5 protein-coding genes are annotated in these 15,341 nt (G+C 40.2%); all 5 read left to right on the top strand.

The window, feature by feature from the left end; translation table 11 throughout:
* A partial coding sequence (locus tag BW942_RS08475) for a TIGR04388 family protein (RefSeq protein ID WP_082279639.1) occupies positions 1–5,807 on the top strand: 5,807 nt, incomplete at its 5' end.
* A complete protein-coding gene (locus tag BW942_RS08470) occupies positions 5,807–6,442 on the top strand; it encodes a lipoprotein, tandem type (RefSeq protein ID WP_001224416.1) in 636 nt (211 codons plus the stop codon). The genes BW942_RS08475 and BW942_RS08470, both read left to right, overlap by 1 nt.
* A gap of 21 nt (positions 6,443–6,463) precedes the next feature.
* Positions 6,464–7,075 (top strand): lipoprotein, tandem type, encoded by a 612-nt coding sequence (locus BW942_RS08465; protein WP_000721317.1) that lies wholly within the window; start codon positions 6,464–6,466, stop codon positions 7,073–7,075.
* A gap of 21 nt (positions 7,076–7,096) precedes the next feature.
* Entirely contained in the window at positions 7,097–7,705 is a 609-nt protein-coding gene (locus BW942_RS08460; RefSeq protein WP_001033571.1) for a lipoprotein, tandem type, read from the top strand.
* Between the two features lie 909 nt (positions 7,706–8,614).
* Positions 8,615–15,277 (top strand): TIGR04388 family protein, encoded by a 6,663-nt coding sequence (locus BW942_RS08455; protein ID WP_082279638.1) that lies wholly within the window; start codon positions 8,615–8,617, stop codon positions 15,275–15,277.
* Positions 15,278–15,341 lie beyond the last annotated feature (64 nt).

Below are 15,341 nucleotides of genomic sequence, written 5' to 3'. Positions count from 1 at the left end.
ATTCGACGGACACGATGCAGTATGGTGACGGATTTTCGAATATTCTAAATAACTTAGATAGAAACGCAGATAGAGGAATTCCTAATTTTTCATTGTTAAGTTCGTTCGGTTCGAGTATGAGCAGGGCGATTACGGGAGTGTCTAATTTGACTTTGTTGTCATCAACTAACAATGCTTTGATGGACAACATTCTTGGTTACATGCAGGGAGTAGCTGACTCGATGCGGAACGAGAAGCAGTTTACGCAAAACGGTCAACAGGACCTGATGGAAGCGCACGGGCTCAAAACCAAGACTATCAAAACCAAGGACAAATATTCGGGGGAAGACATATCCACCACATACGTGTTAGACGAAAACGGAAATATCCGTACGTTTAAAGACGAGGACGGTGTAGAAAAACAGATGACCGTTGGAGATTGGATTCAAAGCGACGAAGGCTGTGGAAAAAATTTAATGAACGGCAACTGTAATCAATACATAGAAAACAAATACGACAGCGTTGCAATTGGCGCGGATGGAAAAATTACTGCAAATAGAAAAATTTACAACGGAACTACAAGTCAATGTGGTGCGGATTTTGCACAGGCAAGTTCGTACTGTTATAACGAAGACGATAGAGTGGTTACGATTGCACCTCCGAATCCAAAAGCGCTTTTGTTGGGAAGAGGTGCGTCCAGGTTAGGAGACATTTTTGACGGAAGAGACAACGGAATCGGGGAGTTAGTTAATACGACGTTCCAAAATGTAGGTACATATTTATCGTCTAACAAATATACTGCGGACTTATTCCACGAAGTGATCACGGCGCAAAACCTGAACGATATGAACGCGTCGATAGCATCTCAAGACGTAAGCAACAAAGTAAAGATTGCGAACTTGATCGTAGATTACGCACAAGCTGTGTTATTGGGTGGAATGTCGACTGGGAGTTGGGTTACTAAACAGGCGAACCAAGCGGTACAAGACGTAATTTCTACGGTACTTGTAAACACGTTTGATCTTCCTCCGGATGTAGCGGCCTTTCTCTCCGGTGGATTGATGGCACATATGGAAGCAAGCAAAGCGAAACACGATTTAGGAAATCGTAATTTAGGAATCGGTAAAGCGGTTCATAGTGCATTTAATGATTTAGGATTGGAAGGATTTGAAAGTGCGCTCATACATGCTGCGGGACCGATCTTAGACGTGGTTATTGCCCCGGGTGTTGGTGCTTTATCAAAATCCACACTGGATTCTTACGGAAACAATTTGGATTCTATGCACAAATGGAAAGAATTTAAGACCAGTATGTATGGTTTTGCAGTTCAGAAGATAGGAGAACAACAACACTGGTCCCCAGAATTTACAAGCTTTGCATCTCAATATGCTATGGACTACATAGAGATGAAAGAAGCGAAGGCAGAGCTTGGACGTAATGGAGCGGCTTTTTCTTTAAACTCGATTGCGGGAGAATTAAAATTAGCAATTGCTAATATAGGTGGAGCGTTAGGTGAAGTAATAGGAGCCGGGGTCAACGGAATGACCCATCTATCCGGAGATTTGGGACTGACGTCTGAGAGATATGAAAAAGAGATCAATCAACAAGTAAGAACGTCCATAAATGATATAAAGTTAAAGGGATATAAGGATAGTATAAGGACTTGGGACGCTGACCAAGTGGGACTTGCAAGCGCGAGCGTAAAAGAATACGGAAGGGTGAACCACTGGGATCAAGCGACGGTAGAAATGTGGTCCCAACAAGCGTCTGACTTTGTGGTAAGAAAACAAGCGGAGAGGGACTTACACAAACGTAACGACGCCATTGGACTGACGGCGCTCACAAATCCGGTATCGGCGTTTATGTTCTTAGACAACAAATTGTTTAGCGGAGGACTTACTAGTTTAGTAACGAAAGGAGTTAAAGGAATAATGACTACGATCGCTGACGCAGGGAACTTGTTAGGCGAAGGAGTCGTGTCTTCCTCATTTAGAAATAGTGTATATGACCAGACAAAAGATTGGAAAAACATAGTCACTCAAGAGGATGTAAAAGCAAGGACCCAACAGGGGATTATCAACAAGGCTCATATAGAGAGCGAGATGCGTAACCAATTGTTTGATATAATTGGCCAAACGTTGATGCCCGGAGACAAAGAAGCGGCGCATAACTTAGGTTTATTACTAAAATATCATATAGATCAGAAAGAAGCGAAGAAAGCCGCCAAAGAACAAAGATTGAGAGATGCACAAACCGTAGTACAAGTAGCGGCGGCTGCGGCGATGGTAGCTTGTTCGGCGGGGACCACTGGACCTTTGGCGGGAACGTGGTTGAGTGGGTTAACCACGACGGCGGTGAGCACAACTATAGCGGGAACAACGGCCACCTTAACCTACGGACAAATCGCAGCCCTTGCGATAAGCACAGCCGTAAGCATGGGAGTAGAAGGCAGTATCAACGGAACGAATGGGGCAGTCGCTGCGTTAGCAAACGGACTGATCTCGGCAGCGACGATGGGAATTAAAACACCTGTAACAGGATATGTAACCTACACCAAACACCAAAATGCGAACCTCTTAACGGGTCAACATGAAGTAAAAGGCGGTTGGGGAGGTGGAATTAGCGGCAACATTGCAGGATCCAAAGCGTTGCCAGTAGGTGAAGCGATGCAAGCATTTGCTGCTGCAATGAAGATGAGTAATTTAAGTTTGGGCTTCAGTTACAATCGAGATGCGGGACTCGGAATGAACGTAAATGCGAACTTTACGAACAAACTTGGACTTGGTTTAGACTACAACTTTAAAAGCGGAGACTACACAGCCAACGCAAGCTACGATTTTGACAAGGTAGGCGGTAAGGATTGGGCGAATGCGAGCCTTGGGATCTCAGCGAGTAAGAATGGTCATGCGAGTGCGTCTGTATCTTACAACACCGATGGAAATACGGCGATTCCGCAAGCGTTACGAGGTAGTGGAGCGACATTAGATTTTGGTAATGATGGATTGATCGGCTTAAGTGTCCAAGCAATGAGAGGAGCGACAGTCGGAACACTAACCTACGATACGAATACACACGGGTTCCAACCACTTACATTAAACAATAATTATCAAAACGAGTTTAATCAGGGTCAAGCAGCAGAGAACGCGGCCTACAATCATCAAAAGGGCCAGATGGAGATATTGATGAAAGAGCTAAGTTTAGGAACGAAGATGGACAAGCCGTTGTTTACACAAGCGGAGATAGACGCAGCACTGCCGAAAGACGAACATGGTAACCTCGATATGGAGAAGGCGAACCCAGAGAAATTATTAGACAAATGGAATGCACACAAAGAGGCAAGGTCAAAGACCCCAGAGGGTTTACAGAAGTGGAAGGACGAAGTAAGTAAGGCTGGTGAAAGATCTGGAATTGAAGTCAAGTTTAACGACGGTAAGAGTGCGACTTCTACTTTTGGTAAGTTTGTAACTGGACTGATGGGAGACGTAGCTCAGAGTTTTGGATTTGCAAACGACGGATCTAAGATGATTGATAAAGCCGGGGTGTTTCACTTAGATACTTGTTTTGTGGCCGGGTCCAAAGTAACAAAACTAAAAAACAAAAATATTAAAATATACGGAAATACTAATATATCAAGCACTTCGAACGGAGCTAATTTGAGCGGGTTTAATTCCGAAGATTATGAGTTTGCAAATATCGAAGAAATTAGAATCGGTGATGTAGTCCGTTCTTGGAATGAGAATACGAATACTTTTGAGAACAAAAGAGTTACCGAGACGTTCGTACACGAGGTTCCACAACTATTCTTCCTGGAGTTAGATGGAGAAGAAGAGATTCATACAACTTGGAACCACCCGTTTAGAAGATATAGAGCGACCCAAGAGTCGGAACCGAATAGAAATGAAAGACAAAGTGCAGGCTATGGAGTAGAAAGAGGGTTTGAAAATCATTCTGTAGAACATTTCAGAAATGTTGCATTAGAAAATAGAGATGTAACAGAAACGTCCCACCTAACCCCTAATCAATTAGCTCCTAACGTCTCTAAAATCCTTGCAACTGGTAACTATTCCCTAACCCCTCAAAGTGAATGGGTGAAAGTAGAAGACCTGAAATTGAAAGACCAAGTATTAAGATCGGATGGAAGTTGGGGAACTGTAACGGGAATCTACTACTACAACACAGAACCTACGAAAGTTTACAACTTAGAAGTAGAAGACAATCATACCTACGTAGTCGGTGGGGATGTATTAGGAATTGGTTACGTAGTCCACAATTACATAGTAGATCAGAAAGATAAGTTTTTATCGGGCGCCGAAGTAGAAAAGGCTTACAAAGACCACAAAAAGATGGGTGAGAAAGCAGAAATCAAATGGGGCGACAAAACTTACAAGAAGGTAAACGGAGAAGGTGAAGGAGTCGCTGTATTTGTAAGAGACTACGACGACAAAGGAACGAAAGAATATATCCGGATTACAAAAGACGGTTTGATAGAACAAAAGATCAAGTGGAAAGGCCAGTTAGGTGAGTTTATGGCGAACACTTTGAGCGGAGAAAAAACAAAATACTTTAATACGAGAGGAGAAGAAGTATTTTTACAACCAGATAAGTTGGTGCGAGACGGAGGAAGTAAGAAATTACCATTTGATCCGGTAGATACGAAGTTAGCGAACAATATAGTTGATAAAGTAAAAAATGATTACGAACAAAGTCTTAGGACCGAATATGCAAACGACAAGAAATCAAAACTGACACCAGCTCAAATAGATGTAAAGGTGAAAGCAGAGATGGCGGTTTACAACCGAATTGCTGACAGAACATTTAGAAACAGTTATACGGATGAGAACGGCAATGCGATTAAACATGGAAGTGATGAGTTTTTAGCGACCTTTGCAGAACCTGAGTTTAACGGACAGAACAGTACGAAGAAACCGGATGGAATGGAAATTCCAGTGAAGGTAGTAATTGAATATATGCGATCCAAATATCCGGATGGAAAAGGATATACACCGAACTTAGCACCTTGGAATGAGAGAATAGCGACACACAAAGAGAATTTGCATGAGTTGAATGTGGAGTTAAAAACTGGATTGCAGAAAGAGGGAATGTCTGACAAGGAAAGAAAATCGTTCCAAAAAGATATGGAAAAGAAGATAGCGTCTGAAAGCAACAAAATGTATGCAGTGGAGCTGGAAAGACGCCATCGGATGGAAGAATTTGAGAAGTCTTCTAATTTAATCTTTGGCAAGAACAGTAAGGGCGAATACAATGTGTCATCGAGTGAGATAGCGAAGCAGACGAAGGCGGCGATTTGTAGAGCCGATACAAACTATTTACAGAACAGAGTGAATGGCAGAATGGATGCGAGCTTTGGTGAATATTTTATGAATAAAGTAGAGATGGGAGATATTCGTCCGGGAACGGGTCAGACGAAGGGACTTGTATGGGACAATGGATATTTAAAAGGATATGACGATCAATATCCACCGAAAGGTCAAGATGGCATTCCCGATGGCTTTGATGCTTCTAATGAATATACAGGAGAACCATTGAGCCATGATTATATTCAAGAAGTTACAGCGAATATGAAACCAGGCCAAGCGATTCAAGTATGGGCGGATACGGATGTGAACAAGGGAAACAACTCTAAACCTGGTCCAAACCATTATTATGAAATTTCGATGAATTCGAAAGGAGAGTTTGTTTACTTGAATCATACAGGGGAAGTCGTTACATATTATGATAACGAAGGAACCAAAAAGTATCTTAAACATAACTTTCCAATTCCCCAAGAAGCTTGGAAGTCTTTGCGGATATTTAGAGTTTACAAATAATGAGGAAGGAAATGGAAAAGAATTATAAAAAATTAATATTCTTAATGATTGTCGTTATCGGTTTAACTGGTTGTAAAAAGAGTCAAGAAGAATTGGCTAAAGAGGAAGAAAAGAAGAAATTAGAGGTCGTTAATTCTTCCATAAATATGGTATATGGAATATTTATAAATAATTTAGTTTTTCTATTGGATGAAAATGCGGAATCCATGAAAGAGGAACCTGCTTGTTTTGAATTCAGGCCTAAGGAAGGAAGAGCTTCTGTTAAGTTTTATAAACATCCAGAAGTTTACAATCTCGAAGTAAAAACAAAAAATGAGTTAGAGTATATTCTAATATATCAAGCTAAACAAGCGAACTTAAAACTAAATTTAAAAGGTCAGTTGCCTGGTAGGGTTTCAGGTGTCATTGATGTTTTGAGTGCGGAACTACGTTTGTTTGATTTGCCAAACAAAAAAAAATCTGCCGCTATTAATGATATAGATATAGCATACGATGGTCAAGGAGATAGTAATTCTGATTCGCATCATGGAAGGTTTAATTCTATTTCGGAATGTGAAGAGGGATATGTTAAGAACGATGAATTAAATGAGTCCTTGCGAGAACAAAAGTCTACGTGCGAAGGTCCTGGCTGTTAGTAACGCAACAAAGTAATAGTTATGAAGAAGATTAAAATTGTAACAGTTATTACTTTGTTTCTGATTTCTTTAACTGGTTGTAAAAAGAGCAAAGAAGAAATTGAAAGAGAAAAGAAAGAAAGTTTAAAAAAAGACGTTCTTAATTCAATAACTATGGTTTATGAGATGGGCGGCGGCTCTACTTTTGCTCTTTTGGTTGATCCAGAGAATTATAAAAAGGTTGCTTGGGCTTGTTTAGATTTCAAACCTAATGAAAATCGAGCAATTATAAAATATTATAATTTTCCTAATCGTTATGAAGTTCGTGTTGAAGCTATTAATGAGTTAGAATACAAATTAAATTACAGCGATCGAGAAGCCAGTATGAAATTAGAAGTAACAGGTGATTATCCTGTAAAAGAAGGTTCTATGGGATTTTTAACTTCGACTGTTTCTCTTTCTTTTAAGGGTGATTCTAAAGTATATAATGATGTTGGTAGAATGGATTTAATCTACGGTAGTGATAGTGTAGCGAGATCGCGTCATGGTCGTTTTAAAACATTAGAAGAATGTGAGGCTCAAATATCTGCGGATGAAGAACTAAGCGAAACACTTCGTAAACAAGATGGAGCATGTGAAGGTCCTGGTTGTTAGTAACGCAACAAAGTAATAGTTATGAACAAAATTAAAATTGTAACAGTTATTACTTTGTTTTTGATTTCTTTAAATGGCTGTAAAAAGAGCAAAGAAGAATTGGAAAAAGAACTAGATAGTCAAAAAGATAAACTTATTTCAGAATCTATAAATTCAGTATATCAACTTGGTAGTAATGGTTTTGCTTTTCTAATTGATCCCTCTAATGTTAGGAGTTTTGATAGTGCATGTTTAGATTTCAAACCGAGTGAAGGCTTTGCATTGGTGAAGTTTTACAAAAATGCAAAAACTTATAAAATGCAAGTTAAAACCAAAACTCTAAGAGAATACATTTTTAATTATGAAGGAAAAGAAGGTATTGTTCAACTAAATCTCTGGGGGGAGTTTCCTGTAAGAGAAGGTACAATGGATATGCTGACTGCTAAAGCTAATATGGTAATACCAAGTGATCCAAAATCGTCTGGGGAAATTGGTCGAATAGATCTTGCGTATGGAAATGAGAGTATTGCCAAAGCCCGTCATGGTCGTTTTAAGACATTAGAAGAGTGTGAAGCTCAATATGCTGCGGATGAAGAGCTAAGCGAAACACTTCGTAAACAAGATGGAGCATGCGAAGGTCCTGGCTGTTAGTAACAAATAAAAGAAGAATTGTCTTAGTCGGAAAACCTTCCGTATTTAGCTAGTATTCTCGTAATATGTAACCCTCAAAAAGGCCCACTTTTTAAAGAAGCGGGCGTGTTTGAGAGGTGTATTTAAATAATGGATTGGGTAAATGTTAAAAACGGTGTTTTTAAAATAAAGATAAAAAGATTAGAATATTAGTAAAAATTAAAAAACAAAACTCTAAAGAACCCCGATGGATTTTTTGTAAAATCATCGAGTGGTTAGAGTTATCTAAGAGCCTACCCAAAACTTCAAAGAATTAAACGCGATCATTCTTTAAACAATATAATAAACTGTAATCGTTCCCGCGTTTCAAGGTTTTACCGTAAAACTACGATTTGCAGTAGTTCCCACAAATTTAGAAATCGAACTGCAAATTCCAATTTTTAAAAAAAGCATCATATAACGGCAATTCTAAACCAAAGAAAATTTCAAAAGAACTCTCTCCGGGCGTCTTCAAGGCCCGAAACCATGATTTAGATCGAGACTTTGTTCTTACGCTGAACTTACGTTAAGCGATAATTTTGTAGGGATCAGTAAAAGGAAGAATCGACTTGAATTTGTCATTCAAAATTTGCTGCTGCTATATATATTCTCTAATTTTCTTAACTGTCCATTTGTAAAATTACTTCTCATTAGTTTTTAACTAGTGCCTAGAAAATAAAGTAGACAAGAAGTAAAAAAAGTCAGATGTTGCGTTTTGTGAATATATTTAACATATAAAATCACAAATAGTTTTATTTATAAACAATTGGATCATTTGTAATTTTTCGAACCATTCATAGAAAAAACAAGGTGAAACTTTGAAAAGAAGAATTTGGTTAAGGCGCTAAAAAAGCGAAATCATTGAAAAATATAACATATAAGGGCGTAACAATGAAAATAGACATTTTAAAGCATATAATTACCGTAATACTATTGTGTACCTATAGCGCGTTATACGCCCCGCCTGTCGTGGTTCCAAACCTAAATACACCCGTGTTTAACGCAACGTCTATGGACCAGACTTTTAATGTCGCCAATGGAATGCAAACGGTAGGAAACTGGGATTTGTTTGTATTTCAGGGTGTGAGTATTTTACAGACTCAGTGGGAAGCACAGGTGCAAGCTCAGATTACTATGATGGTGAACTCGATTACAACGAGTGATCACTACGCATCTGTTCAAGAATATCAAACCTACGTATATAATTCCTTACAAAGTAAGGCGTCGGAACAATTGATTGTGTGGCAGACGGCGGTAGAAGCAGAGATTTTACAAGAAAGAAGTCAATACTTGTCACAGAAATATGGAGCAAACTCCAATGCGGTTCAAAACTCGACTTCACAGTTTCAGAGTCAATGGGATTCTTTTGTAAGTGGTAACGGGCTAAACTTAAATATGAACGGCTCTTTGAGCCAGACGGTTTTAAACAGCGGTCAACAAACCTTAGAAGGATTAGAAGGTCAGTGGTGGAATGACTTTCAGAATAATTTACAAAGCGGTTTACAAACGTACCAACAAGCACTTGCTGGACTGACAGAAAAATATCAGAACTTAATCAATCAAATCAATCAGACGGAATTACAGTATCAGGCTCATTTGGCACAGATACAACAATCTCAAGCAGGAACTAAAGATCAGATCTTGTCTAGTTTAGAAGGATACCAATCGTTTTTAAACTCGAACGGTTTATTTTGGAACACGATGAGTGTTGTGTATGACAATAATACAAACAGTTATGTACAAGGAAGTTGTCCCGGCGGCCATGTGTGCGTTACCTATCAATACGATACGGTAACGAGTCAGTTTTATACAGCAGGGAATTGTCCTGTAGGGCATGTATGTGCAAACGTATTATATGATAATAATACTAGCAGTTATGTACAAGCGGGTTGTCCGGGTGGACATATCTGTGATGGAAGTCAAAGAGAGAGTTTGATTATCAGAACGGGATTAAACGCGGACGGTAGAGCATTTCAGAACGTAATCAATAACGTAGTAAATGCAATGCAAGACGGATTTATAATGCCGGCTATATTTGATTACAGCAGCGGTACAATGCTTAGCTATAACTCTAACTGCTTAAATACAGGAACGAGTTGTATAAAAGGTTTATATGATATAACGAGCAACAGCTTTGTAGCTGGAACCACTTGTGCCGCTGGACATACTTGTTATAGCGCGGTTGTAGATAATACAAATCCTGCGTCGATGACCGGTTCTTATTTTGCAAATAGTTGTACTGTAGGCGATAGCCGCTGTGTGACTTGTCAGGCCGGACATACCTGTCAAGTGCAAGAAATGGAAGCAAGCTTTCTATATGCTTCTAGTTTAATGAGTAACTTTTTACACAATGAGTTACTTGCGACTCAAGGTGCGTTACAAAGTGCAATCAATTATCAGAACGGAGGAGGTGCGAGCCATACGTATACGTATGGTCAAGGAACAGGACCTTACGACAATCAGGCACTGAATTATCATACTGCTTATGGTGGGATGAGTTTTAACCATTTTAGCGGAAGCGCTAGTTTAACTACGGCGGAAGTTTCGATAAATGAGTTATTTAACGGAGGATTTACGGAAGGAGCCGGTGGACTTGGGAAAAAGATCATACAATTGATTACGGGTCAGATTTCTCAGACAGAACTAGCGAACTGGATTATGAACGCGTATGAAAGTAGCATGATCGGAGACGGATCGTATTTAGCGGGACTGTTTGGACCGAATGGGTTAGGTCCTGGGATGACGATTACAGGAATCAATCAAGCGGATTTAAGAGCCTTTATGAATGAGGATAATGACCCTCATCCAAACGGAGGACCGAACCAATATTGTCCGGACCCATTGGGATGCCATTCCGGGGATATATTTCATCCTGATCCTGGAATTTATGGAGCCAATGATACTTTTTCCCAAAGAGGATATGACTTTAACCGTTATATAGCTAGAGAATTGGGAGTTTGGGCTGGTGTTCCGTTTTTAGCGGATATAGAACACTACCAAGACTACGCTTGGATAGAGTTGTCTTTTACGGTAACGAATAACAACGCGTATGCGAACGTATCCACTTATCAAGATTTAGTTTTACAGTTACAAGGTTTTCAACACGACTGGATGACAAACGTTATGCCTTCGGTTACAAACTGGACCGCACAAGTAGCTTCGTATAACGCACAGTATGCGAATTGGCAAACACAAATGCAAACCGCGTTAACGGACGCACAAAACGCATACAATGCGGGTGTTCAAGATTTACAAGATCATGAATCGAGTTGGCTGGCACAAATGGGTCAATTACAACAACAAGCACAAAACGCTTTTGATGCCGCTTCCAACGCATTAAAAAACGGACAAGGACAAAGTAACTACGGGCAACTGACTGGGCAAGTGTTGGCGGGGTTAAATAAAGGCCAGTTGGATTCAGGGATAAAACCTTTAGAGATCAGAAAGTTTAATTCGTACGGGGGAGATATATTAGAAAACTTAGATAGAGATGCTAATAGAGGGGTTCCCAATTTCAATTTGTTAAGTACTTTCGGATCGAGTATGAGTAGGGCGATTACGGGAGTGTCTAACTTGACTTTGTTGTCATCTACTAACAATGCATTGATGGATAACATTTTAGGTTATATGCAAAATGTGGCCGAGTCGATGAGAAACGAAAGACAGTTTAGTCAAAACGGTCAACAAGCCTTGATAGATGCTCATCATCTAAGAACCAAAACGATCACAACAAAAGACAAATATTCTGGGGAAGATATTAGTACCACATACGTGTTAGACGAAAATGGAAACATCCGTATGTTTACGGATGAAGACGGTGAAACAAAACAAATGACCGTTGGAGATTGGATTACCAGTAAAGACGTATGTGGAGAGAATCTAACAAATGCAGGATGTAGACAATACACAGAAAACACATACGAAAACGTAGTAATTGATTCGAAAGGAAATATAACCGCACATAGAAATATTTATAACGGAAATTCAAGCCAGTGTGGAGCGGATGCTACTCAAAGCGGATCTTATTGTTATGATGAAAGTGATCGAATCGTAACGATTGCCCCTCCTGATCCTAAAGCACTTTTATTAGGAAGGGGAGCGTCTAGGTTAGGAGACATTTTTAACTCAAAAGAAAACGGAATCGGTGATTTGGTCAATGGTTCGTTTGGAAACTTGAATACGTATTTTTCTTCGAACAAATATACAGCGGGACTGTTTAACGAAGTAAAAAACGCTCAAATGGAAAATGATCATAACGCGTCGATAGCGGCCAACGACGTAAACAACAAAGTAAAAATAGCGAACTTGATTGCGAATTACGCCGAATCGGTGTTATACGGTGGAATGAAAACGGGTCAATGGGTAGCGAATCAATCCAGACAAGCAATACAAGACGTAGTAGCAACGGCGCTTTCGAATGCGTTTGATTTACCACCGGACGCGGCGGCGCTTTTGTCGGGTGGTTTAGTTGCTCATTTAGAAGCGGATCGTGCCAAACATCATTTAGAATCTAGACATTTAGGACTTGGGAAACATTTAGATTCGATAGAAGGTAGGGCGTTTGGGATGATAAGCGGCGGGATCTATGATATAGGAATGAGAACCGCTCATACAAATGACCTTGCTGCTTTAAATCGTTGGAAAGAATTTAAGAACAGCATGATAGGTTTTGCAGTACAGAAGTATGGAGAAAGCCAACACTGGTCCCCAGAGTTTACCGGATTTGCATCCCAATATGTAGCCGACTATTTTCAAATGAAACAAGCCAAAGAAGAGTTAGGCAGAAGATCGGGAGCTTTTTCCATAAACTCTGTGTTAGGTGATTTAAAGGTTGGATTAGCGAATTTAGAAGGAATGCGGGGGGAAGTAATAGGAGCGTTAATAAACGGAACGGCTCATATAACTGGGGACTTGGGTTTGACGTCAGAGAGATATGAAAGAGAAATCAATCAGAACCTAAGAACGGCGATCAATGACATAAAACTAAAGAACCTCAAAGACGATATACGCACTTGGAGCGGGGATCAAGTAGGCCTAGCGAGTGCGAGTGTAAAAGAATACGGAAAACAAAACCACTGGGATCAAGCTAAGATAGATCTGTGGTCCAGACAAGCGTCTGACTTTGTAGTAAGACACCAAGCAGAAAGAGAAATACAGAAAAGGGACAATTTACTGTTAGGTGGTAACCCAGCCCTTTTCTTAGATAGAAAATTATTTAGCGGTGGTTTAACGAGTTTAATAACCAAAGGATATAGAGGAGTAGCTACTACATTAGCAGACGTAGGAAATATGTTAGGCGAAGGGGTAGTGTCTTCTGCATTTAGAGATAGTGTATATGACCAGACGAGAGATTGGCGTAATACGATTACACAAGAAGACGTCAAAGCAAGAACCGGTCAAGGAATTATCAATAAATCGTATATAGAAACAGAAATGCGTAACCAGTTGTTTGATGTGATTGGGGAAACCTTTATACCCGGAGACAAGGAAGCGGCGCATAACCTAGGATTATTACTAAAACATCATATAGACGCAAAAGAAGAAAAGAAACAAGCGAAAGAACAACGTCTAAGAGACGCCCAAACGATAGTACAAGTAGCGGCTGCAGCAGCAGCGATATATTTTACAGCGGGAGCGGCATCGGGAGCGGCGAACAGTTGGCTTTCTACATTGGCCATCCAAACCGGAACGACAACAACAGCTTCTGTAGGAGGAGTGTCAACGGTAGTAGCGACAGGACTAACGAACGGCCAAATATTAGCGTTAGCCGCAAGCACAGCGGTAAGCATGGGAGTAGAAGGTAGTATCAACGGAACGAACGGAGCACTATCAGCCCTCGTAAACGGAGTTATCTCAGCGGCGACGATGGGAGTAAGAACGCCTTTAACAGGATATGTAAGCTATACCAAACACCAAAACGCAAACCTCTTAACGGGTCAACATGAGGTAAAAGGAGGCTGGGGAGGCGGGTTCTCAGTGAACATATCAGGAGCGAAAGCATCGGCGTTAGGTGAAGCGATGCAAACAGTAGTATCTGCTATGAAGATGAGTAACTTAAATTTCGGACTGAGTTACAATCAAGACTCGGGACTCGGAATGAACGTAAATACAAACTTTACGAGCGGATTGGGCTTAGGACTTGATTACAACTTTAAGAGCGGAGATTACACAGCGAACGCAAGCTACGACAAAAACCATATCGGTGGACAAAGCTGGGCGAATGCAAGTTTTAATGTATCTGCAAGTAAGACCGGCCATGCAAGTGCGTCTGTATCTTACAACAGTGATGGAAATACAGCGATCCCACAGAGACTGAGAGGAGGCGGAGGAACATTAGATTTTGGTAATGATGGGAAGATAGGGTTGAGTGTGCAAGGTATGAAAGGAGCGACCATCGGAACCTTGACGTATGATACAAATACGCACGGGTTTGAACCAGTGTCTTTTAACAGTAACTTTCAGAACGAATTTAATCAGGGTCAAGCGGCTGAAAATTCTTCGGAGAACCATGAAAGAAACCAAATAGAGATTTTAATGAAAGAGATTAGTTTGGGTAGTAAGATGGACAAACCTTTGTTTACAGAAAGGGAAATAGACTCAGCGCTTCCGAGAGACGGTAAGGGTGGAATCGATATGGAGAATGCGAATCCCGAGAAGTTATTAGAGAAATGGAATGCACACAAAGAAAAAATGTCTCAAACTCCAGAGGGTTTACAGAAGTGGAAGGAAGAAGTAACCCGAGCCGGTGAACGAAGTGGAATTGAAGTAAGATTTAACGAAGGTAAAAGTGCGACTTCTACGTTTGGTAAGTTTGTAACCGGTCTTGTAGGTGATATTGCTCAGAGTTTTGGATTTGCAAACGACGGTAGTAAGATGGTTGATAAGGCCGGGGTTTTTCACTTAGATACTTGTTTTGTGTCTGGGTCCAAAATAACAAAACTAAAAAACAAAAATATTAAAATATACGGAAATATTAATATATCAAGCGCTTCGAACGGAGCAAGTTTGAGCGGGTTTAGTTCCGAAGATTATGAGTTTGCAAATATCGAAGAGATTAGAATCGGTGATGTAGTGCGTTCTTGGAACGAGAATACAAATACGTTTGAGAATAAAAGAGTTACTCAAGTCTTCATGCACGAGGTTCCCCAACTATTCTTTCTGGAGCTTGATGGAGAAGAAGAAATCCATACAACTTGGAACCACCCGTTTAGACGTAAGACGCAGAATGCACAAGAAGTTCAACCGTTTGATTTGAGAGGAGTAGAAAGAAGTTTTACAACTCATGAACATGTAATGAATCCAAGTGGAGCTGTATTGCAGAAACGTAATGCAGAAGAAACGGCTAGTTTGTCCTCGCAGTGGGTGAAAGTAGAAGACCTTCGACTTAGGGATCAGGTATTAAGATCCGACGGAAGTTGGGGAACCGTAACGGGAATTTACTATTACAACACAGAACCTACAAAAGTTTATAACTTAGAAGTAGAGGACAATCATACGTATGTAGTTGGTGGGGATGTATTCGGAATTGGTTATGTAGTTCATAACTATGATTAGAAAATGCGGGATGTATTAGCAAAAGTAAAAACGTCGATAGCTGACAGAATAGCACAGGCGACAG

This window comes from Leptospira interrogans (assembly GCF_900156205.1).
Taxonomy (GTDB): Bacteria; Spirochaetota; Leptospiria; order Leptospirales; family Leptospiraceae; genus Leptospira; species Leptospira interrogans.
This window is presented reverse-complemented; position numbering and strand designations above follow the sequence as displayed.

What these genes read in the sequence shown, in the direction of transcription:
- BW942_RS08465 (WP_000721317.1), top strand. Translation starts at nt 6,464, where the DNA reads ATGAAGAAGATTAAAATTGTAACAGTTATTACTTTGTTTCTGATTTCT.
- BW942_RS08460 (WP_001033571.1), top strand. Translation starts at nt 7,097, where the DNA reads ATGAACAAAATTAAAATTGTAACAGTTATTACTTTGTTTTTGATTTCT.
- BW942_RS08470 (WP_001224416.1), top strand. Translation starts at nt 5,807, where the DNA reads ATGAGGAAGGAAATGGAAAAGAATTATAAAAAATTAATATTCTTAATG.
- BW942_RS08455 (WP_082279638.1), top strand. Translation starts at nt 8,615, where the DNA reads ATGAAAATAGACATTTTAAAGCATATAATTACCGTAATACTATTGTGT.